This window comes from Microcoleus sp. Pol1C5, from assembly GCF_036701115.1.
Classification (GTDB): domain Bacteria; phylum Cyanobacteriota; class Cyanobacteriia; order Cyanobacteriales; family Microcoleaceae; genus Microcoleus.
The window spans coordinates 235208-258061 of sequence record NZ_JAUBQE010000001.1 but is presented as its reverse complement, the minus strand read 5'-3'; the positions used below and the strand labels follow the sequence as shown (position 1 = coordinate 258061).

17 protein-coding genes and 1 pseudogene are annotated in these 22854 nt (G+C 45.5%); 9 read left to right on the top strand and 9 right to left on the bottom strand.

What is annotated here, in order from left to right; all coding sequences use genetic code 11:
* Nucleotides 1-23: 23 nt before the first annotated feature.
* Complete coding sequence (locus QUA23_RS00990) at nucleotides 24-494, bottom strand: DUF4079 domain-containing protein (protein WP_333072803.1); 471 nt, start codon at nucleotides 492-494, stop codon at nucleotides 24-26.
* Nucleotides 495-590: 96 nt separating this feature from the next.
* Between QUA23_RS00990 and QUA23_RS00985 the strand changes: the two genes are divergently transcribed.
* Entirely contained in the window at nucleotides 591-2072 is a 1482-nt protein-coding gene (locus tag QUA23_RS00985) for an ankyrin repeat domain-containing protein (protein WP_333072802.1), read from the top strand.
* A gap of 323 nt (nucleotides 2073-2395) precedes the next feature.
* Here the strand turns inward: QUA23_RS00985 and QUA23_RS00980 are convergent, their stop codons facing one another.
* Together QUA23_RS00980 and purH are read right to left on the bottom strand one after the other, a co-directional pair.
* Nucleotides 2396-3328, bottom strand: coding sequence for a 2OG-Fe(II) oxygenase (locus QUA23_RS00980; protein ID WP_006631675.1), 933 nt, complete (start codon nucleotides 3326-3328; stop codon nucleotides 2396-2398).
* A 341-nt stretch (nucleotides 3329-3669) separates the two neighbouring features.
* The gene (purH, locus tag QUA23_RS00975; protein WP_333072801.1) at nucleotides 3670-5217 is read right to left on the bottom strand and encodes a bifunctional phosphoribosylaminoimidazolecarboxamide formyltransferase/IMP cyclohydrolase; all 1548 of its coding nucleotides are present in this window, start codon (nucleotides 5215-5217) and stop codon (nucleotides 3670-3672) included.
* A 577-nt stretch (nucleotides 5218-5794) separates the two neighbouring features.
* Between purH and QUA23_RS00970 the strand changes: the two genes are divergently transcribed.
* Entirely contained in the window at nucleotides 5795-7585 is a 1791-nt protein-coding gene (locus QUA23_RS00970) for a PAS domain S-box protein (protein WP_333072800.1), read from the top strand.
* A 204-nt stretch (nucleotides 7586-7789) separates the two neighbouring features.
* Here the strand turns inward: QUA23_RS00970 and glcD are convergent, their stop codons facing one another.
* From glcD to QUA23_RS00955, 3 genes are all read right to left on the bottom strand, one after another.
* A complete protein-coding gene (gene glcD / locus QUA23_RS00965) occupies nucleotides 7790-9265 on the bottom strand; it encodes a glycolate oxidase subunit GlcD (RefSeq protein ID WP_333072799.1) in 1476 nt (491 codons plus the stop codon).
* A gap of 69 nt (nucleotides 9266-9334) precedes the next feature.
* The gene (locus QUA23_RS00960; RefSeq protein ID WP_333072798.1) at nucleotides 9335-10219 is read right to left on the bottom strand and encodes a DUF6671 family protein; all 885 of its coding nucleotides are present in this window, start codon (nucleotides 10217-10219) and stop codon (nucleotides 9335-9337) included.
* Nucleotides 10220-10308: 89 nt separating this feature from the next.
* Nucleotides 10309-10701 (bottom strand): transporter, encoded by a 393-nt coding sequence (locus QUA23_RS00955; RefSeq protein ID WP_333072797.1) that lies wholly within the window; start codon nucleotides 10699-10701, stop codon nucleotides 10309-10311.
* 160 nt (nucleotides 10702-10861) lie between these two features.
* Between QUA23_RS00955 and QUA23_RS00950 the strand changes: the two genes are divergently transcribed.
* The 3 genes from QUA23_RS00950 to QUA23_RS00940 all read left to right on the top strand — a co-directional run bounded on the left by QUA23_RS00950 (nucleotide 10862) and on the right by QUA23_RS00940 (nucleotide 12779).
* Nucleotides 10862-12040 carry a glycosyltransferase family 2 protein gene (locus QUA23_RS00950; RefSeq protein ID WP_333072796.1) on the top strand — a complete coding sequence of 393 codons (1179 nt, stop codon included), beginning with the start codon at nucleotides 10862-10864 and terminating at the stop codon, nucleotides 12038-12040.
* A gap of 130 nt (nucleotides 12041-12170) precedes the next feature.
* Nucleotides 12171-12401 carry a hypothetical protein gene (locus QUA23_RS00945; protein ID WP_333072795.1) on the top strand — a complete coding sequence of 77 codons (231 nt, stop codon included), beginning with the start codon at nucleotides 12171-12173 and terminating at the stop codon, nucleotides 12399-12401.
* 3 nt (nucleotides 12402-12404) lie between these two features.
* Nucleotides 12405-12779, top strand: coding sequence for a type II toxin-antitoxin system VapC family toxin (locus QUA23_RS00940; RefSeq protein WP_333072872.1), 375 nt, complete (start codon nucleotides 12405-12407; stop codon nucleotides 12777-12779).
* A gap of 63 nt (nucleotides 12780-12842) precedes the next feature.
* Here QUA23_RS00940 and QUA23_RS00935 read toward each other — a convergent pair whose 3' ends face one another.
* The 3 genes and pseudogenes from QUA23_RS00935 to QUA23_RS00930 all read right to left on the bottom strand — a co-directional run bounded on the left by QUA23_RS00935 (nucleotide 12843) and on the right by QUA23_RS00930 (nucleotide 17558).
* Nucleotides 12843-13049 (bottom strand): type II toxin-antitoxin system HicB family antitoxin, encoded by a 207-nt coding sequence (locus tag QUA23_RS00935; protein ID WP_333072794.1) that lies wholly within the window; start codon nucleotides 13047-13049, stop codon nucleotides 12843-12845.
* Nucleotides 13039-13236: pseudogene (locus QUA23_RS30955) on the bottom strand (type II toxin-antitoxin system HicA family toxin); the annotation flags it as partial. The pseudogene QUA23_RS30955 and the gene QUA23_RS00935, both read right to left, overlap by 11 nt.
* Before the next feature lie 326 nt (nucleotides 13237-13562).
* Entirely contained in the window at nucleotides 13563-17558 is a 3996-nt protein-coding gene (locus tag QUA23_RS00930) for a magnesium chelatase subunit H (protein WP_333072793.1), read from the bottom strand.
* Nucleotides 17559-18093: 535 nt separating this feature from the next.
* Between QUA23_RS00930 and QUA23_RS00925 the strand changes: the two genes are divergently transcribed.
* From QUA23_RS00925 to QUA23_RS00910, 4 genes are all read left to right on the top strand, one after another.
* Complete coding sequence (locus QUA23_RS00925; protein WP_333072792.1) at nucleotides 18094-19077, top strand: calcium-binding protein; 984 nt, start codon at nucleotides 18094-18096, stop codon at nucleotides 19075-19077.
* A 144-nt stretch (nucleotides 19078-19221) separates the two neighbouring features.
* A complete protein-coding gene (locus QUA23_RS00920) occupies nucleotides 19222-20247 on the top strand; it encodes a calcium-binding protein (RefSeq protein WP_333072791.1) in 1026 nt (341 codons plus the stop codon).
* A 290-nt stretch (nucleotides 20248-20537) separates the two neighbouring features.
* Nucleotides 20538-21590, top strand: coding sequence for a calcium-binding protein (locus tag QUA23_RS00915; protein WP_333072790.1), 1053 nt, complete (start codon nucleotides 20538-20540; stop codon nucleotides 21588-21590).
* A gap of 119 nt (nucleotides 21591-21709) precedes the next feature.
* Nucleotides 21710-22783 (top strand): calcium-binding protein, encoded by a 1074-nt coding sequence (locus tag QUA23_RS00910; protein WP_333072789.1) that lies wholly within the window; start codon nucleotides 21710-21712, stop codon nucleotides 22781-22783.
* The last annotated feature ends 71 nt before the right edge of the window (nucleotides 22784-22854 follow it).

The following is a 22854-nucleotide window of genomic DNA, read 5'->3' as shown; positions in this document are numbered from 1 at the left end:
AATTAGCAATCTTACCCAAATCCTCACATTTTGCTGATAATTCTTTGCAGGATTTCCACGCCTGATACCGCTTGCCAGCCAAACAGCCCCAAGAGCACAATATTCAGAAAGATGTGAGTGTTTCTGGCCAAATCATTGCCTTTTTGCATCAAAGGAGTCAGCGAGGCTGCGATCGCAATTATTGCCATCATTCCCAACCCTGCTAACAAGTGCGGCCCGACAAATAGTTTGCCGTTGTTGATGTAGGTGACGGCCATCCCGACGATCGCCACCGTAACCATCAAGGCTAACAGCAAAGAACCCATCTGGTGGTGCTTGACGTTGAATTTGCCTTTAATTAACTCTTTTTTGAGTTCGCCTTCCGCACTTCTGGTACGTCGGATTTGAATGCCGAGATACAAAGCATAAAATGAGATAGCCAGCAGTACCCACATTAAAATAGGGTGGATGAATTGGCTCCAAACTTTCACTGACTGAGGAATTTCGAGATTCATAGTGTTCTGAGGATTAGCAAACATACTTCATAAAACTTAGCATACCAGTCAGGCCGTCTCGTGCGACGGTAAAAATATACGGTATGAGAGACTATTATGCCTGCCACTAAACAAGACGCTGTATTGATTCAAGCCGCCAAGACTGGCAACATTATTCACGTCCAAGCTTTACTCGCTAAGAATGTTAACGCTAACGCCAAAGACTCTGAGGGGACGACGGCTTTGATGTTTGCTGCCCAAAAGGGCTATACAGAAATCGTGCGTACTTTACTAAACAATGACGCTAATGTCAACCAAGTGAGCAGGCGTTTTGGGCTAACGGCTTTGATGCTGGCGGCGGCTCACAAACAGGCTGACTCTGTGCGGCTGTTGCTGGCTGCAGGTGCTGATGTTAATGCTAAAAATGATGATGGAAGTACGGCTTTAATGGCGGCTTCTTTGAAGGGCGATATCAATGTTGTGCGGATGTTAGTTGATGCTAATGCTGATGTAAATGTGCAAGATAAAGATGGAGATTCAGCTCTGAAAATAGCTGCTTTATCCGGTCATCTAGCTGTTGTAAAAGCTTTGGTGGATGCGGGTGCTGTTGCTGACAATTCTATGCTGTTTTTAGCTGTCCGCCAAGGAAGCGCTGAAATTGTGCGAATTTTGCTCAAGTGTGGGGCGGATGCTAATGTTAAAAATCTAGAGAGCAAAACTGCTTTGATGCTGGCTGCGACGGCGGGAAATTTGGCTGTTGTCGAGGCGCTGTTGGCTGCTGGTGCTGATGTCGAAATTCCCGACAAAAACGGAGAAACTGCTTTAACTTTGGCTGCAGATGCCGGCAATACTGATGTGGTGCAAGCTTTGCTTGGTGCGGGTGCTAATGCGAATGTGAAAAATGGAGATGGGGGCACGGCTTTGATGGCCGCTGCTGCTGGGGGAAATGCGGCGATCGCCCATATCTTACTCGATGCTGGCGCCGATATCAACGCTAAAGATAAAGATGATGAAACTGCTTTGAATTTTGCGGTGATTGAAGGCTGCGAAAATGTGGTGGAATTGCTGTTAAACCGAGGTGCTAGCGTCGGTTCGAGAAATCGGTTGGGCGATACGCCTTTACTGGTGGCGGCTGTTCACGGCCATAGTGCGATCGTATCGGCTTTGCTGCAAAAAGTAAATTCTAATCGGGCTGATTTTCTGAATGCTAAAAACTTTGGGGAGACGGCTTTGACGCTGGCTGCGTTTCACGGACATACTGAGACGGTGAAGGCTTTGCTTGACGGCGGTGCCGATCCCAATGTCCCGGCGGATTTGGGGAAAACGGCTTTAATGAAGGCGTGCGATCGGGGTTATATTGCGATCGTCCAATTATTAGTGGAAAAAGGTGCGGATGTCAACTTGCTGGATGATTCGGGCGCAACTGCTTTAATGTGGGCCGCACATCGGGGTTATGCTGATGCAGTAAAGATTTTAATTGATGCTGGTGCAGAACTAAACCACAAAAATCCGGGAAATTATACCGCTTTAATGCTGGCTGAGTATAAGGGTTATTCTAGTGTGGTGAAATTGCTCAAAAGTGCTGGAGCACTGGAGTAAGAATTAAATAGTTTTGAGTAAGGTAATTCTGTCATTCTGAGGGTCGGCTTTGGGAAGTGAAGAAGCTCAGATATCGGGACTTATACCAATTTTATATGAGGCTGCATAGAATCTGATCCCCCCTAACCCCCCTTAATAAGGGGGGGACAAGAGCTTGGTCAAAGTCCCCGTTATTAAGGGGGATTTAGGGGGATCGAAATATATGCAACTTCACATTAAATTGGTATTACGCATTGTAACGATGTGGCAATAATTTGATATTTTTCGCCTTACTCAGAATGACAAAATTAGGTGATTAGTGCGTCCAGGACTATGAATTAACCTCAGTTTGCTTTGCGTACCCAGCCGTTAATAGTAAAGCGGCTATCAGCAAAAGCTTTTGAGGGACAGCTAACTCGCAAAACTTCGTGCATATAGCGACTTAGAAAAAATACGATGCTGTTGTTGCGAGGCTCAACGGTTCTGAATGTCTTGTCCGCAACATAAAAGTTGTTCTCAATTTTGCTGTCATAAATCTGCAACTCGCCACCAGAAAAACCCTTGGGTTCTCGATAGAAATAGTAAACGTAAGTAAAAAATCGGCTGGCGGTATCTGGCGAGCCACTGTCGTTGTGAAGTTTATAAAAGTTGTTGTCATTGTGCATGGTTAGCTGAGCTTCTATCTCACCCAGGGGAAATGACGGAATATTTAAACTTTTCAGCACGTCGGGGAGAATTGCTTTTATGCGATTAACCATCAGTTCCGAAAATTCGGGGAACGAGTGGAGTACCATCGAACGGCGGTAATCTTCGGCATTTGTTGAGGTGCTGGTACTCACAAATTCTGATTCTTTTGCTAAGACATATTTAATGAGTTTGTTCTTTTCGGCTGGGGTCAAAAAGTTGTCTATTTGGGCGTAGCGAGATATTAAATCGTCATTTACAGGCGGCGCAGGGGCGGGAATTTCTGCGGCGGGAATTTCTACGGGAGTTGCAGGCTGCTGCGGTTGCAGTTCCTGCAAGTAAATTGGGGGTTCGGTGACTAATCCGACTAGGTTTTCGCCGGGAAAAGAAAGGGCGGAACGACCTCCGTCTATAGGGATTTGAAATAAGGTGGAAAAACCGGGTGTTTGTTGAGTGCGATCGACTAATGTTTTGATCAGGCTGTGCAATAATGGTGTATCTGATTTGAGCGTGACGGTGCATTGATGTCCGCCAGTGAGGAGGATTTTGACTTTTATGTCTTGGGGTTTAATTTGCGGTTGAGTGTAAGTCATAATTTTTGAATGACGCAACAGGGAATTTGGTACGACATAACAGTGTTGATTGGTGTCATAGCCTTCCAGATCCCCCCTAATCCCCCTTAAAAAGGGGGGGACAAGAGTGTCAAAGTTCCCCTTGTTAAGGGGGAGACAAGAGTGTCAAAGTCTCCCGTCTTAAGACGGGACAGGATTCTTCTCAAAGTCCCTCTTCTTAAGGGGGATTTAGGAGGATCTAGACTCGCGGAGAAACGAGATTTATGAAAGCTTTTCGACTTAAGTTGACACCCGCGAACACTATTGTATCCCTACAATATGGTACACAATCTAGAATTGCTAGGCATAATTCCTAACAAAAACTAATGCAAGAAGTGGCGGATATCAGTGAAAACCATTGTGATTCCGAGTTGGTTGGCGGCTTCAATCGAATCTCGATCGCGCATACTTCCGCCGGGTTGGACGATCGCAATTATGCCCGCCTCAGCCGCCGTTTTGACTGAATCATCGAAGGGGAAGAAACCGTCACTGGCCAAAATCGCTCCTTTGCTCTTCTCTCCTGCTTGTTCCAATGCTAGTTTAACTGAGCCGACGCGATTCATTTGTCCGGCGCCGATACCGATTGTAGTGCGATCGCGCGTCACAACGATCGCATTTGATTTGACGTGTTTCGCTACTTTCCAAGCAAACAGTAATTCTTCCAACTCTTGCGCCGTCGGCTGTTTCTCAGTAACAACCCGCCATTTGCTAGTTTCTTCTACTATATTATCTGAGTCTTGCACCAGCAAACCGCCTGCAATAACTTTAACAGTTTGTGGCGGCCCTTGAGTCAAATCTGGCAAAATTAATACTCGAACTTTCGCCTTTTTCTTGATAATTTGTTCGGCTTCAGGTTCGCACCCCGGCGCGACAATACATTCTAAAAATGTTTGAGTTAATGCCGTTGCAGTAGCAGCATCAATCGGGCGGTTGAGGGCGACAATTCCACCGAAAGCTGAGACTGAATCGGTGTCGAAGGCTTTTTGATACGCTTCAGAAATAGTTGTTCCCAAGGCTGTGCCGCAAGGATTTGTATGCTTCAGAATAGCGGCGGCGGGTGTGTCGGGGAATTCTACGATTAGGCGCCTTGCTGCTTCTAAATCTACTAAATTATTGTAGCTTAATTCTTTGCCTTGCAGGATGGTGCTAGTCGTCCAGCCTGTCGGTGTACTTCCGCTTTGATACCAGGTGGCGGCTTGATGGGGATTTTCGCCGTAGCGCAGAGTTTGCAACTCTTTTCCTGATAAATTAAACTCGTCTGGTAGCGCTGATTTTTCAGCGGATTGGCTGCTGCTGAGATAAGTTGCGATCGCGCGATCGTAGTTTGCTGTATGTTTGAAGGTTTCTAGCGCGCATCTTTGCCGAAACTCTAAGGAAGCTTCGCCGCCATTTTCCCGCAGTTCTTTTAAATAAGTATTGTACTGTTCTGGATCGCACAAAACTGTCAAATGAGCGTGGTTTTTGGCGGAAGCTCTCAACATTGCTGGCCCGCCGATATCTATCTGCTCAATTGCGTCGGCTAGAGTAACTCCTGGCTTAGAAATTGTCTCTTCAAATGGATACAAATTTACTACAACTAGATCGATGGCCCGAATTTGATTTGCTGTTAAGTCTGCGAGGTCTTCCGGTACATCGCGGCGTGCTAAAATGCCACCGTGGATTCGCGGGTGAAGTGTTTTGACTCGCCCTCCCAAAATTTCGGGAGAACCAGTATATTCCGCAACTTTGGTCACTGGGATGCCTGCTTCTTTGAGGGCTGTTGCTGTCCCGCCACTACTAATTATGTCAAATTCAAATTCTTCTACTAGACTGCGCGCTAAGTCGATTAGTCCGGTTTTATTGGATGTGCTCAGAAGTGCTAGACGTGCCATTGGTTTGAAGTTGCGATCGCAAAAATAGATAGGTTATATTCTATATCACATCTGCCTGCAGGGAGAGGATTTGGTAATGGCTAATTATGATTATTTTTGAGGATTTAAAGATGAGTCCGCTAATTTTTAAGTATATTTTTTGTCAAAATTATATATTAATTTATACTGACCCGTGGCTTTTAAATATTTAAGACTTTTGCGTGGAACTGATTATTTTGTGAGTGGGAGAGGGATTGAAGCCATCTCCAGCTTGCACCGTTCGTATCGCTACGTAAGTGTCAATGTTGTGGAAATTACTTAATAAAACGTAATAGATAATTATAGTGCGATTACTCAGGAATTTTAACGAAGTTTTAGGATGAATTAGAAAAGTAATGTGCTAGCATCGGGTGTAAATTGCTCCCTCCCTAAATTTCCCGGAAAATAGGGCGATCGCAATAGGTTAATGTCAAAAATAATTGGGTAGGGTAGAAATATGTTTTTTCAAGAAGCCGATCCAGAAAATAAAGTCAGTAATATTAGCAGGAACCACAAAAAAACTGCTCCCAATCTGACCAATAGAACAGGCTCCCAACAGATGACAAAAAAAAGAGCCGAGACTTCGACCGAGGCAAATATTTCCGAAGCTTATAGTCTTAGCCTGTGCGAATTGCAGCAGATGGAGCGAGCAATGGAACAGCTAAAGCAGGATTTGAAAGCTAGCGAATCTCGGTTTCGGAATGTGATCGAAAAAAATGCCGACGGCATCGCAATCGTCAACAAGCTAGGACTTATTTGTTTTGCCAACCCGTCAGCAGAAGCGCTGTTTAACTGCACTGCTGAGGAACTTCTAGGGCAAGCATTTTTTGGCAATTTAGTAGTAGAAGTTTCAGCTTGCGACCTTGAGATGGCGACGGATATTATTCCCCAAGTTGGAAAAACAGAAGCACCAGGAACTCGCGTCGTGCAAACAGAAGTTGAAGCTATTCGCAAGCAAAAAGCAAATGCTGTAGTAGAAATGCGGGTGGTGGAAACGGAATGGGATGGAGAAATGGCTTATTTAGCTACGCTGCGGGACATTACCGATCGCAAGCGCGCAGAAGAAATGCTTTGGTTGTACGATCGAGCGATAGCAGCTACGAGCACCGGAGTTACGATTTCTGACGCCACTGACCCCGAAAATCCAATTATTTATTGCAATCCCGCATTTGAAAGTATGACAGGTTATCGGCGGCAGGAAATTATCGGGAAAAACGGCCGATTTTTGCACGGAAGCGATACTGATCCGGCGGCAGTAGAAATAATTCGCCAAGCCTTGCAAACTGAAAGCGAGTGCAAAGTAATATTAAAGAATTACCGCAAAGATGGAACCGCGTTCTGGAATTGTTTCTCAATATCTCCCGTGCGCGATCGACTGGGCAAATTAACTCATTTTATTGGTGTACAGAGAGACATCACTGAGCGCAAACAAGCCGAAGAAGCCTTGCATAATTCTGAAGCACAAAGCCGAGAACAAGCCGCTCAACTAGCAGCCACACTTAACGAACTCAAAGCCACTAATTCCCAATTAGTTCAAAGCGAAAAAATGTCTAGTTTGGGATTGCTACTTGCCGGCGTCGCTCACGAAATTAACAACCCAGTCAGCTTCATTTACGGCAATCTCACTCATCTCACAAATTATACTCAAGACTTGTTTCACCACCTTGAACTTTACCAAAAGCATTATCCCGATCCAGTCGCGGAAATTCAACAGGAAAGAGAAGAGAATGAACTGGATTTTTTAGGTGAAGATTTACCTAGAATACTATCTTCAATGAGCGTTGGTGTCGAGAGGATTTGCCAGATTGTGCAGTCGCTGCGAAACTTTGCGCGGCACGACGATTCGCAGATGAAACCCATTAACCTCCACGAAGGTATTGACAGCACGCTGTTAATTCTCAATCATCGTTTGAAAGGGAACGGAGAAAAGCCGCCAATTCAAATTGTAAAACAATACGGAGAATTACCGCTTGTTGAGTGTTTTGCTGGGCCAATAAATCAAGTTTTTATGAATATTCTCAGCAATGCGATCGATGCCTTAGAGGATGCGAACAAGAGGCAAAATTGTCAAGAAATGCTAGAAAAACCTAGCCAGATTAGGATTTGTACGGAAGTTGTTGGCAATTTTATAGAAATCAAAATTGCCGACAACGGGCCGGGAATCACTGAGGAAGTCAAGCAGCGCATATTCGATACATTTTTTACTACCAAACCTATTGGCAAAGGCACGGGAATGGGTTTGTCAATTAGCTACCAAATTATTGTAGAAAGGCACAAAGGAGAATTATATTGTACTTCGGAATTGGGCAAGGGCACGGAATTTACTATCAAAATTCCGATCGCACCTTAGCGCGGAATGTGCAATCTGCACCTTACCAACTTGATATATAAGCCAACAAGCGAGCGGGACGCTCGCACTCCTAAAAAACGAGAAAAATCGTTTTTTCTCGTTACCCGACTCTGGCTGGGAACGCATACTTAGAGGCTTTGCCTCCCCATTGTAGAGAGAATTGTCAGGTGCTTTTCTGCTCACCTTACCCGCATAAATAACTAATTAAAAAACTTCTGCACCCTCCAACTTCTTAAAAGTTTCAACCTTAGCCCTCGCCGCTTCGCCGCAAGTCTTCGGCGTCGGAAACATCTTCCCAGGATTCGCCAAACCTTTTGGATTAAACACCTGACGTACCCACTGCATCGTCTCCAAATCTACCTCCGAAAACATATCGGGCATAAAACACTTCTTGTCAGCGCCGATGCCGTGTTCGCCCGAAAGACTTCCCCCAACTTTCACGCAAAGCCTGAGAATTTCCCCGCCCAATTCTTCCACTTTTTCCAGCGCACCTTTTACCGAGTTATCGTACAGAATCAGCGGGTGCAAATTCCCGTCTCCCGCGTGAAATACATTGGCAATTCGATAACCGTATTTCTCGCTCAAACCCTCAATTTCTTTCAAAACATAAGCCATTTGCGTTCGCGGAATTACGCCATCTTGCACGTAATAATCCGGGCTGAGATGGCCCGCCGCCGCAAAAGCAGCTTTCCGCCCTTTCCAAATTTTTAGGCGCGTTTCCGGGTCGCTTGCCGTGGTGATATTTCGTGCTCCGTTATGCTTGCAAATATCGGCAATCCGCTGTTTGTTTGTGGCAACTTCCACTTCTAAACCGTCGATTTCTACGAGTAGAATTGCCGCCGCATCGCGGGGATAACATCCAGTTGCCACCACATCTTCCACAGCATTGATGCTGATGTTGTCCATGATTTCCATGCCGCCAGGAATAATGCCAGCGCTGATAATATCGGAAACCGATTCGCCCGCTGCTTCTATACTGGAAAAATCCGCTAGGAGAACGCAAATCGATTCCGGCGCTTTGAGAATTCGCAGAGTAACTTCTGTAGCGATTCCTAAAGTGCCTTCAGAACCGACAAATACACCAGTTAAATCGTAACCGGGCATTTCGGGAATTTCGCCGCCGACATCGACAATAGAACCGTCGGGCAGTACCAATTTTAATCCTAAAACGTGATTCGTTGTGACTCCGTATTTGAGGCAGTGAACCCCGCCAGAATTTTCGGCAACGTTGCCGCCAATCGAACAAACAATTTGACTGGAAGGATCTGGCGCGTAGTAGAAACCAGCGCCGCTAACTGCTTGCGTTACCCAGTTATTAATTACTCCCGGTTGCACGACTACTTGCTGATTTTCTAAGTCTACTTTCAGGATTTTTCGCATCAGGGCAGTGACAATCAGCACGCAGTTTTCTACAGGCAAAGCGCCGCCGGAAAGGCCGGTGCCTGCGCCTCTAGCCACCCAGAAAATTGAGTTGCGATCGCATATTTTGACAACTTGCGCTACTTCCTCCGTAGTTCGAGGCAATACCACCACGGCGGGGCGCTGGCGGTAGCTAGCGAGACCGTCGCACTCATAGACAATCAACTCTTCGCGGCGCTGCACCACACCATTTTTGCCAACTACAGTCTCAAATTCTTTAATAACAGGTTTCCAGTTGCGTTCTGTTTCTATGGCTATCATTAGTGAATTTAATTAGGGAACTATCAATAATATTGTGACAAACTTTACTATTTTTGTGCAATTATTTTTCTAAGGGTTGCAATATTGACAAAGGGAAGGATCGGCAGTCTCTCGACCGTCGGGAAATAGTTTTTCTTTAGTATAACCGCACTTTTTGCATTTATAGATTGCCGATCGCGCTAGCTGAGTCGGAAAATAGCACAGTCCGCAGGGCAATCCGATTTTCATCTCAGCAATATCGAATCCCGGCCAACCGCACTCTGGGCAGAATTGCTTGAATTTTTTAACTAGATCGAGAGTGGCATTTTCGATGTTTTTCATCCGAGTTGGATTGTACATCGCCCGCATATCTGTTTCGATATGAACTCGGCCGGTTGACGATCTTTTTAAGCCTGCTGTCACAGCGTCAAAAAATTGTTTTTCTGTCCTAATGCCCTTGACAATTTCGCCGTTACCGAGTGCAGCGTCGCCAACTATAACCACCAGTGCGTGATCGGGAAATCCAGCTTTTTTGGCAAAATCACCTGCTTCTTCTATACTGGAAACTAACTGGTGACTGTAGTTAGTTTCAACGGAGAAAGAGTCGCCGATGAGTTCTAGATTGTTGGCTCGATCTAATAAAATTACTATTTCTCTGTTAGCTGGCAGATACGGCATCATTGGGTGAGGGCCGAAAGTACCTTCGCTGGCAAAGGCAAGAGTTTCGCCCGCAATTTCTAGGGCTTTTTGTGCTTTATGGCGAGCCGCTTCTATTTGTGTTCCTAAGCGTTTAACTTCTCGCGTGAAGGTGCCGAAAGTGTCAGTGTCAAGCTCCGCAGGTACTAGGATATTTACGCCCAATTCTCGTTGCAAAACCGGAGCCATCACCCGTTCTTTTTGGTGCATGGTAGCAAGAACTGCGGTGCGATCGCTCAACAATTGATGGGGATTCACAGGCTCAGGAATATTAGACATACAGCAGCATTATTTCATAACAGAAGGCTCAAATACACCCTTTGACCTAAGTTATCAATTCAGCACTCCAGCGTCAATCTTAAAAGTGGCTAGTTGCCTCCAGTCACTCCCCCAGCTTGACCTCGGAGTACAAAAATTACTCCCGTCATAATTAGCGCTACCCCTACTAACCGCAGCGGTGGCAAAGGCTCGTGAAATATAAGTTTGCCACCTAAAACAGTAAACAGGTAACTAATTGACAATAAAGGTGAGACTATGCTAAGATTTGCCCGCGACAAAACTACAATAAAGCCTATGGAAGAAATTGCATACAAAGAAAGACCACCTACAATCAACGGCTGGGTAGCCATTGCTAGAATTTTTTCCATTAGATTAGCAGCGCCAATGGGCCCTAAGATTTTAGCTCCTGCCTTCAGACTGAATTGACCTGCCACGCCGCACAAAATAGCAGCAAGCAATACCAGAAAAACGGTTCTATTCATTAGTTCACCAACTTATACTACAGCGCGAAAGTGGCCGATACAAAAACTACCATTAACAATGCTAATTAAGTTTTATTGAGTTTTGTTCTCGATCAATATTTTAAACATAGATACTGGAAATGCAACTATTGTCGATGGCCAGCAACAGTGGAATAAACCTATGCCAGAGCAAAGCAACACCAGCCGGGAATACACTCTCGAACTTTCTATACTCATGCCCTGCCTCAACGAGGCAGAAACTTTAGGAATCTGCATCGAGAAGGCACAGAAGTCTCTGCGCGAACTTGATATTGTCGGCGAGGTCATCATAGCAGACAACGGCAGCACTGACGGTTCTCAAGATATCGCCACCAGAATGGGGGCCCGAGTCGTACCGGTAGTGGCAAAAGGCTATGGCAGCGCCCTCATGGGAGGCATCCTCGCAGCGCGCGGAGTTTATATTATCATGGGCGACGCTGACGACAGCTACGACTTTTCCAACCTCGGCCCGTTTGTCGAACAATTGCGGGGAGGGTGGGATTTAGTTATGGGAAACCGCTTTCAAGGGGGCATCAAACCGGGGGCCATGCCGCCGCTGCACCAATATTTTGGAAATCCGGCGCTGACATGGATTGGGCGGCTATTCTTTTCAAGTCCCGCCGGCGATTTTAACTGCGGGTTGCGGGGTTTCAGGAGAGAGTCAATTTTGAAACTCGACTTGCAAACAACGGGGATGGAATTTGCTGGCGAAATGGTGGTCAAAGCCTCTATCTACAAGCTTCGAGTCGCTGAAGTTCCCACCGTACTCTCTCCCGACGGCCGCAGCCGTCCGCCACACCTGCGAACTTGGCGAGATGGCTGGCGGAACCTGCGATTTATGCTGGTTTACAGTCCCCGGTGGCTATTTCTGTATCCGGGTGTGGCGCTGATGATTTTGGGTCTAATTATCGTCGTTTGGCTGTTGCCCGGTTCTCAAAAGATCGGAAGTATCAGCTTTGATGTACACACGCTGCTTTATGGTGCGATGGCAATTATCATCGGTTTTCAAGCAGTAACTTTCGCTTTCTTCACCAAACTTTTCGCCATCAGCGAAAAACTGCTGCCCGAAGACCCCAAACTCAATAAAATATTTCGCTATATCACTCTAGAGACAGGATTGATTGTCGGAGTCACGCTGATTTTAATCGGAATCGTTGGCTCGTTTTTGTCATTGAGTATCTGGAGCGAAACAGCTTTCGGTACTTTAGACCCTTTTAAAACTCTGCGTTTGGTTATTCCCTCGCTCACTTGCCTGACTGTCGGTTTACAGATGGTTCTGTCGAGCTTTTTTCTCAGCGTGCTGGGGTTGAAGCGTAGGTGATAACATCAAAGTTCCTGCCAACATTCCTTAAAACTAAATTGCCATGCAGGGGAAGATAAGGGCGATCGCACTTCCTTCGATCCTAAATTGCTATAATAACCATCAGCCAAAAAATCTCAACATAAAGCCTATGTCTACTTATAGCGAGGTACTGAGTCAGGCTCAAAATCTTACTCCTGACGAGCAACAGCAGCTTTTAGAAGTATTGTCAGCATTGATGCGCGATCGGGTAACAACCCAGACTCAGGATAGCAGTGAAAGATTGCCCAGGAAAAATTTAAAGAGATGGCGAGGTTTTTTGCCTAAGCGTGTGAATGCTTTGGAATTCCAGTTGCAACTTAGAGAAGAATGGGATGATTAATAAATATCTTCTCATACCAACATTCTGATTTACTACTTCTATGACGAGCCGGAGGTTCAGCCTATATTTGATGAGATTGAAGCTGGAGATGCAGAGGCATTTTACTCTCCGATTAGTTGGGTAGAGTTACTTTGTTACCCGGCATTGATAGAAGAACAAGCGAATGAGATGCGGGAATTTTTGAGGCTTATTAAGTGCGTATCATTAACAGAATCTGTTTTAGATCGTGCAGCCAAAATTCCTAGAGATTATCGCTTGAAATTAGGTGATGGTGTAATTGCAGCCTGTGCTTTAGTTGAGGGATGTGTCTTTGTAACTCGCAATGCTAAGGATTTTAAGCGCGTTGAGGGGTTAACTATATTGAATCCATTTGATTAGGTAAAAGAAGGGGCGATCGCACCTTGGGGAATATCGGGGCGATCGGCTGTGATTCTATTTCAACTACGCAAACATCAAGCGACCTTTCGGTTGAGGAATAGGACGACCGAGTGCGTTAGCGGTTTCTATCCACTCCTGCATAATAATCTCTAAATTTTGCAGTGCTTCTCGATAAGTTTCGCCATCTGCAGCACATCCTGGCAATTCAGGTACTTCGCCAATAAATGCCTGGTCTTCCTCACTCCAGTAAATGATTACTTCATATTTCATTATCATCTCGGTTGACCAATTTATATTTCAGAATTACTGCACGAACTTGCTTTACTTGATAAGCTTTAGCTTTTGATTTATCTGCTTTCTGGGGTTGGAGGTTGAGAATGTCTGCGACTCCCTCCTTCGTGAAAATATGGTGACTCCCCTTAATCCTTACCTCAAATCCTAAAATCTGGAGTATTTGACATAAATCGCTAAAGGAAAAATTAGCATCCGATCAACCAAGCATCAGCTTGCCTAGGAGTTTGTTTATTTGAGTCATTAATTTACTTTAATATATTGATTGTTTACTAAAAATTTTATATATAAATATATGATAACACACTAACTAGAGATTTTCACCTAGAGTTTGTGTAAAGTTTTCCCTAATGATGAAGGTGGTAGGAGTACGGTAATCTCTACTCTTAAGCTATACCAATTCTATTAAATTTGTTTACATAAACTTGACCTTTTCAAAACAGTGCAGGGGTATCCGCTACCCCTACACAATTCTAGACTAATTTGGGAACCTTATTCGACCCCCTCAATCCGGTCTTCCACCTCCTGATACAACTCGCGCAAGCGATCCAAATTGTTCTCCGAAGTCTCCCAATAACCCCGGCCATTCACTTCCAACAAAGTGCTGACAATCTTGCGGAACGAATGAGGATTCAAATTCAGCAAACGCTTCTGCATCTCCTCATCTTGGATAAACGTAGTGTTAACATCCTCATACACCCAATTATCCACAGCGCCCGCCGTAGCACTCCATCCAGTTGTATTCACCAGACGCTTAGAAATCTCCCGCACACCTTCATAACCGTGCGACAACATCCCCTCGTACCACTTCGGATTCAGCAGCTTAGTCCGCGAATCTAAACGCACGGTTTCGGATAGCGTCCGCACCTGCGCGTTGGCTGTGGTTGTATCAGCAACAAAGGATGCTGGTTTCTTCCCATCTGCGCGCAAACTGCCGATCAATTTAGTCGGATCGGAGTCGAAATAGTGCGACACGTCGGTTAGGGAAATCTCCGCAGAATCCAAGTTTTGGAAGGTGACTTCCGCAGTTTTCAAGGAGGATTCAAAAATCTTCCGGTCTTGTTCCATTGTGCCGGGATTGTCGGAAGAAAAGGCGAAGGATTTGCGAGTTAAGTACATTTCCTGCAACTCTGCTTCGCTTTCCCAAGTGCTGTTTTCGACCGCCAAGTTGACGTTAGATGAATAGGAACCGGAAGCATTGGAAAATACCCGGGTTGCTGCTTGCCGCAGGTTGATTCCCATTTCTTCCGCTTGCTTCAAGGCGTGTTTGCGGACGAAGTTCATCTCTAACGGTTCGTCGGCTTCCGCTGCCATTTTCACGGCTTTATCTAACAAATTCATTTGGTTGATGAACAAGTCGCGGAATACGCCGGAACAGTTAATTACTACGTCGATCCGAGGGCGTCCTAACTCTTCTAAAGAAAGCAATTCGAGTTTGTTTACCCGGCCCAAAGCGTCGGGAACTGGCTTCACTCCCACCATCCACATTACTTGGGCGAGGGATTCGCCGTAAGTCTTGATGTTGTCGGTTCCCCACAACACAACGGCGATCGTTTCTGGGTAATTTCCGCCGTTATCAACGCGCTGTCTTTCTAACAGCCGATCGACTACAAGCTTAGCAGACTTCACCGCCCCCGTTGTAGGGATTGACTGCGGGTCCAAAGCGTGCATATTCTTGCCAGTCGGCAAAACATCCGGGTTGCGAATCGGATCGCCACCGGGGCCAGGCAGAACATACTCGCCTTCTAACGCGCGCAACAAAGCGCCTAATTCGTTGTCGGCACAAACTTGCTGCAAGCAGAATTCCAGATACTCAAACAGCGGTTTAATCGGTTCTGGATCGATTTTTTTGTAACCGGCGGCGTGCAGCGCATCAATCCAAGGTGTTTTCTTGCCCATGTTGAAGAAATTCAACTTAGAAACAAGGGAAACTCTACCCTCAGCGTCGGTTTGTTCCTTCACCAAAGCGCCAACGGCATCCCGACAAGCCAAGGTGATGTTTTGCAGCAATTCAACATCATTTAAAATGCCTTTGTCGCTGTTGGTGTAAATTTCGCCGATATCGCGTCCGAGACTGTTAGCAATAATCCGCGGCAAGCTGATCAGCCCGTCTTCTTCGCGGTCTAAATTGGCGATATTCACCAAAGTTGCGATCGCCTCTTCCGCAGTCGGCGGCTTACCGATAACGTGCAAACCGCAAGGTAACAACCGCGACTCAATCTCCATCAACTTGCGGTAAACCAAGCCAACTAAATTGTCGCGTTCCTCCGAAGTCATTCCCGCAGCAACCCCTCTTTCTTGTTCGGGAGGTAGGGCGATATCCTTGTCCAAATTCACCAAACGGCATTTTTCAACGATCGCATCAACAATCGGCACACCGCGCCCAGTCTCTTTCAAAGTTTGATAAGAAGCAATTAACTCGCTGAGTTCCTGCAAACCTTTATACAAACCAGCATTTTCAGCCGGAGGAGTCAGATAGCTGATTGTTTCAGCATAACTGCGGCGCTTGGCAATTGTTGCCTCGCTGGGATTGTTGGCGGCGTAATAATAGATATTGGGAATTTTGCCGATCAAACTGTCGGGATAACAATCCCCAGACATTCCCATCTGCTTACCGGGCATGAATTCTAGCGAACCGTGAGTGCCAAAGTGCAGCACCGCATCCGCACCCCAAATGCGCTCCAAATATGTGTAGTAAGCAGCAAAACCGTGGTGGGGGCTGGCGGAACGAGAGAATAACAACCGCATCGGATCGCCTTCATATCCAAAAGTAGGTTGCACTCCGATAAACACATTGCCGAAATGTTTGCCGAAAATCAGCAAATTTTGTCCATCGCTGTTCAAATGCCCCGGAGGCGGGCCCCAATTTTCTTGCAAGCGTTCCGAGTAAGGAGTGAATTCTTCATACTCGGCTACGGACATCCGGTAAGCAATATTCAATTCGGGAGTTTGGTATTGGGCTGTTGCGTCGTGGATGACTTCTTGCATCAGTTTCTCGGCGGAATCCGGCAATTCTGGCAAGTCGTAACCGTTGCCTTTTAAGGCTTTCAATACTTGGTAAATCGACCCGAAAACGTCTAAATAAGCGGCAGTTCCGACATTGCCTTTGTCGGGCGGGAAACTGAAAACTGTGATCGCAACTTTTTTATCTAATTTTGGTTTGCGGCGCAGCATTGCCCACTTCATGGCCCGCTGGGAAATTGCTTCGATTCTATCTTGCAGCGCGATCGCCTTGCCAGTTGCGCCGTCTCTTCCCGACAAAATAATCGGTTCGATCGCGCCATCCAACTCAGGAATGGCAATTTGCAAAGCAACTTGAATCGGGTGCAAGCCTAAATCACTATTTTCCCACTCTTCCGTCGTTTGGAAAACCAGTGGCAAAGCCACCATGTAAGGGCAATTTAATTTTTTCAAAGTCTCGATCGCCTTCGGGTGATCTTGTTTCGCCGGGCCGCCCACCAAAGCAAAACCAGTCAGAGAAACCACCGCATCAACTATCGGCAGCGGCGCAACACCTTTGGTCCCAACTTCCAAGAAGAAAGTTTCGACTGGTTTCGAGAAGTCCAAACCGCCGGCAAAAATTGGCACCACCCGCGCCCCCATTGCCTCCAATTCCTGCACCATTGCTACATAGTGCGCGTCATCTCCGGTGACTAAGTGAGTCCGCTGCAATACCAAGCCGATGCAAGGTGCGAGGGGGTCTTTGAGGTCTGCCGAAATATCTTTGCGGGCGTTGTACCAGGTGAGGTATCCTTTTACATCCTCAAACATGGACGGTGCCAAAGGATGCCAAATTCCCATATCCGGGTAGACAACGGGCTCTTGAAAAGTTAGCTGTTCCTGGCCTTTGAATACATATTTATGTGACAGCATCAGCAAGAAGTTTTCCAAGTTTTCTTGGGAACCTCCCAGCCAATACTGGAAACTCAGCATGAAGTTGCGCGCATCTTGGGCTTTGTCGATGGGCAAATATTTCAGCACTTTCGGCAAAGTTTGCAGCAGTTTCAGCATTCCGTCTTGGAAGGAACTCCCGGATTTTTCCTTCCGTTTTTTCATGAATTCGCCGATCGCACTTTTGCTTTGTCCCAACTGTGCCATCGAGAAACTGCCCATTTTATTGAGTCGCATCACCCCTGGCATCGACGGGAAGACGACGGCGACATCCAAGCTGTCGCGCAGCGGTTCCACCGCCGCTACCACTTTTTCTGCCAAATCTTCGATGAAAATTAGAGAAGCAATAAATACATTGGCATCTGCCACATCCCGCTTGAAGGCCTCGTAATTTTCCGGGCTGCGGAGTTCCTCGATCAGGTAGCCGCTGATTTCTATTGCCAAATTCGGATTTTTCTGGTTTATCGATCGAACCGCTGCCGACAGGGCGCTTTGATACTGCGGTTCCAGTACGACATAGACCACCTTCATGAGCGAGCGCCCCTGCAAGTTTTCCGGCACAACGTGGCGAATGGTGGGCTTGACGTGAGTGAACATCCGGTTAGGCTCCTTTAAGATGCTGTTTTCGGGAATCGGGAATTTTTTTATCCCATAAGCATTTTTACCAGAAAACGCTTGCCATTAGGCGATTTGAGCCTGCACATGACACAATTCGACAAATTTAGGCCAACTTTTCGTTACATTTTTTTATAAATTCCTTGAGCAAATACTCCATATTTTGTTTACAAAAATTTACTTGACAATTTTATTTAAATATGTATACGATTAATGAATTGGATAAAAATAATTAAAAATTAACCAACAATTGAGAAAAAAATCCTGAAAAAAGTTCCAAGTTTTGTATAATTGATTAAACTTGCGATGACAAATTAACTAATGTAAAAAACGCATAAATTCTGAAGGCAGAATGTAGCCTTCGGATAATTGCTGAGTCAAAAAAAGTTTAAACTTCACCAGGAACTTAAAACAATTTAATAAAGTCTATTTTATGTAAATTCCTGATCGGCGATCGAGTTCATGGAAAGCTAATTGCTATAAACTCTCAAACTCATCAAAACCTTAAGGGGAAAACATGGCTAACTACGCAATTTTCGACGAACAATTCTACCTCGCCTCATATCCTTGGGTCAAACCAGCCATTGACGCAGGAGTCATCTCATCTGGAAGAGAACACTTTGAAAAATTTGGGCGAGAAGGCGGTCTAACTAAAGTATCGCGTTATTTTGACGAAAATGCTTACCTTGCTGGGAATCCAGACCTCGCACCCTTCGTTCGTACAGTCAACCCAAACGCGCCTTTTGCGACCGGCCTCGATCACTTTATCCAGTTCGGTTACGATGAAGGACAGCGCCGCACCCAAGTATCACCCGAATACAACGAAACCTTTTATTTAGCAAACAACTCTGAACTCCAACCGTTTATTCAAAACGGAACTTTCAAATCAGGCTACCAACATTTCGTTCAATTCGGGGCCAAAGAAGGTCGGTTTGGAACTTCATTTTTTGAACCGGAATACTTAAAAGAAAACCCCGACATCGTGCCGTTTGTCAACTCTGGAAACTTGAGAACCGGCCGGGAACACTTCTTCAATTTTGGACAATTTGAGCCTGCCCGCGACGCGACTTTTGTCGGCACCCGTACCAACGATGTTTTAACTGGTGTTGGCGTGGGCGATGTCGAACTTGTGGGAGTGGAAGTAGGTATAGATCCCCAAGGCAACCGCCAGTATGAAAGCTTTGGCACCAATGAATTCGATGTCTTGATTGGTGCTCCGGGCACCAATACATTCGTACTCGGAGTTCCTCCTACATCCGGGAATTTTAGCCCGACGCCGCTGTATTTGGGTAACGGTCAAGCTACGATTCGCAACTTCGACATCGAAAGCGATTTTATCCAACTGCAAGGAACTTCTTTAAACGGCTACAGCCTAACTCCCATTGGCAACAATTTGTCAATCCAGCGTTTTGGAGATGTGCTGGGCGTCATTGAAGGAGGAGCAAGTTTAAATTTGAGTTTCCAAGAATCTAACGGCAACGGCACTTTCTTGATTGGATAGTCATTGGTCATTGGTCATTGGTCATTGGTCATTGGTCATTGGTCATTGGTCATTAGCTAATGCTGATGATTGATGACTTTTAATTTGTTGTGGGCGATTGTGCTATGAAAAAGTACGATCGCACTTTATTTTAAACAGCAAACTATGAATTACGATATCTTCGACGAACAATACTACCTTTCGCAATATCCGTGGCTGAAACCAGCCATTGATGCAGGCATCATTAAATCTGGAAGAGAACACTTTGAAAAATTTGGTCAAGCCGCCGGCCTCACAAAAATATCCCGGTATTTTGACGAAGATACTTACCTTGAGCGAAATCCAGACCTTAAACCCTTTGTGCGCACTCCCAACAATCCAAACGCGCCTTTTGCGACCGGACTAGACCACTTTATCCAATACGGTTACGAAGAGGGTCGCACTCGCGTATCGCCTGAGTATGACGAAGGTTTTTATGTAGGAACTAACCAAGATTTGCAGCCGTTTATTCAGAATGGAACCTTTAAAAATGGCTACCAGCATTTTATTCAATTCGGGGTAAAAGACGGTCGGTTGCCTACTTCTTTCTTTGAACAGGGATACTTAGGGAACAACCCCGACATTCAGCAGTTTGTCGAATCTGGAACCTTGAAAACTGGTCGGGAACACTACTTCAAGTTTGGACAATTTGAGCCAAGCCGCTCTGCGACTTTTGTGGGAACTTCCGGCAATGACATCCTCACCGGTTCCGGGGCGGGGAATGTGGAATTAATTGGAGTTGACGTAGAAGCCCCTAACGGCATCCGACGATATGAAAGTGACGGCGGCTATGAATTGGACACTCTCATTGGCGGTAGCGGCCGCGATACATTCGTGCTCGGTGACTTTGTTGGCTTCAGGGGAGGCACCATCTCATCCAGACAGTTCTACATCGGCCCTGGTTTTGCTACAATTCGCAACTTTACCCAAGGTCAGGATATCATCCAGATAGCGATTTCCTTAGATCAATTATTGGCGTTTCCCATCAACAATAATCGGGACTTAGCTATCCAAATTAAAGGTTTTCCAGTCTTTGAAAATAGAGATAGTATAGGCAGCCGCTTTGACGCAATTGCTGTTGTTGAAGGGGGCGGAAATCTCAATTTAAATCTATTACTAGGATCTAGTAGTTTGAGATCTTTACTTGGGTAGGAATCTCAAAGCTATGGATGGTTTGCCTTGGGTTCTCAGGGGGAGACTTATTAATTCAACAATCGGCAGATACAATTGCCATAATTCAGGGCTGTTTAAATCAAAATCCCCAACAGATTGGGAGGATAAATCCTTTTGATCCTCCAGTTTTTCTCACTTTCCTTGGCTAGAAAGCCTAGAGCTTAAGTGCGATTGAACTGTTAAAAAAAATCACCCTATCAGGTAATTGTCTCAGTTTCCGATGATTGATAAATTGCATAAATACCTCATTAAAGCCGCAGGAGGAAAACATGGCTAGTTACGCAATTTTTGACGAACAATACTACCTTGCTTCATATCCGTGGCTGAAACCAGCCATTGATGCAGGAATCATCAAATCTGGAAGAGAACACTTTGAAAAATTCGGTCAAGCCGCCGGCCTCACAAAAATATCGCGATATTTTGACGAAGATACATATCTAGCTCAAAATCAAGATATTGCACCATTTGTTCGCACCGCCAACAACCAAAACCGACCCTTTGCTTCAGGTTTAGACCACTTTATCCAGTTTGGTTACGAAGAAGGCCGCACGCGAGTATCGCCTGACTACGACGAAGTTTTTTATTTAAAGCGCCACCCGGAAATAACTCCGTTTGTGCAGAACGGAATTTTTAAATCCGGGTTTCAACACTTTATCCAATTTGGAAAAACAGAAGGTAGGTACGGGACAAGTTTCTTTGAACCACGTTACTTGGGAGATAACCCAGATGTGGCGGCAGTTGTGGAGGCTGGAAGTTTAAAAACTGGTCGAGAACACTATCTAAAATTTGGGCAATTTGAGTCAAATCGATACGGATTTTTTACAGGAACCAACGGTAATGATATCGTCACGGGATTTACAGCGGGAAAAAATCAAATTATCGGACTGCAAGTAGCTTTCGCCGGCCCTAATCCACCTTTTGGCATTAATAAGAATAAGTATGACGCTTTGAAATTGGATGACATCACCAGAGAGCCTTTCCTGACTACCACGGAATTCGATACATTGATTGGCACTTCTGGCATTGATTACTTCGTGATCGGAGATGCTGTTCCCAACAACCGACGTGGTTTGATCAGCCGGGTAGATTTCTATACGGGCAGTGGGGAGGCCAGGATTGTCAATTTTGAAAAGGGAAAAGATTTTATTCAGTTGGTGGAAAACGTTAATGAACTGAGTATATTTCCATCAGGGGCGGACTTATTAATTCAAAAGTCGGGAGATACACTTGCCACAATTCAGGGTGGATCAAATCTAACTCTGCAACCGATTGAGATGATAAATCCGTTTAGTCCTCCAGTCGGTCTCACTTTCCTGGGCTAGAAAGCATAGAGCTTAAGTGAGATTTGACACTTGGAAAAAATCACCCGATCGGGTATTGTATCAGTTCGGGATGATTGATAAATTGCATAAACAGCTCATTAAAGCCGCAGTAGGAAGACATGGCTAGTTACGCAATTTTTGACGAAAAATACTACCTCGATCAATATCCTTGGGTCAAACCAGCTATTGATGCAGGAGTTATCAACTCTGGAAGAGAACACTTTGAAAAATTCGGTCAAGCCGGCGGCTTAACCAAAGTATCGCGGTATTTTGACGAAGCTACTTACCTTGCTGGCAACCCAGACATCGCTGCCTTAGTCCGCACCCCCAACAACCCAAATGCACCTTTTGCGACGGGCCTAGACCACTTTATCCAATACGGTTACGAAGAAGGTCGCACTCGCGTATCGCCTGAGTATGACGAAGCGTTTTATCTCGCAAGTAACCGACAGTTGCAGCCGTTTATTCAGAATGGAACTTTTAAAAACGGCTACCAGCATTTCATTGAATTCGGCATCAAAGACGGTCAATTTGGAACTTCGTTTTTTGAAACGGAATACTTACTGAAAAACCCCGATATTGTGCCGTTGGTCAACTCTGGAGCCTGGAAAACCGGTCGCGAACACTACTTCAATTTTGGGAAAAGCGATCCAAGCCGCTCTGCGACTTTTATCGGAACTTCCGGCAATGACATCATCACCGGTGCTGGGGTGGGAAATACCGAATTAATTGGAGTTGAAGTAGGTTATGTTGCAAACAGTGATGGCTTTTCCATCCCCGGCCGAAATTATGAAAGTGAGGGCAGTAATGAATTCGATACTCTCACTGGCGGTAGCGGCCGCGATAAATTCATGCTCGGAGACCTTTTAGTAGGCGGTGGTGGTAAGCTATACAGTTCCCCAACAAAGTTATATATCGGGCCAGGTTTTGCTACAATTCGTAACTTTACCCAAGGTCAGGATACCATTCAGCTAGCAACAAGCGATATCCAACCTTCTTTAGATAAATTCTTGATATTTCCCATCAACAACAATCGAGATTTAGCTATCCAAACGAACGGCTTGTTCGTCTACTTTCCAGATGGAAGTTCGGGAATTAGTAGCTTTGACACGATCGCTGTTATTGAAGGCGGCGGAAATCTCAAGTTGAATCTATTACCAGAATCTAGAGTTTCTCTATCTCTACTTGGCTAGAAATCTCTAAGCTAGTGGGGATTTGCCTGATTGCTGCTGGGGAGTACGATCGCACATTCGCAAAAAGGGCG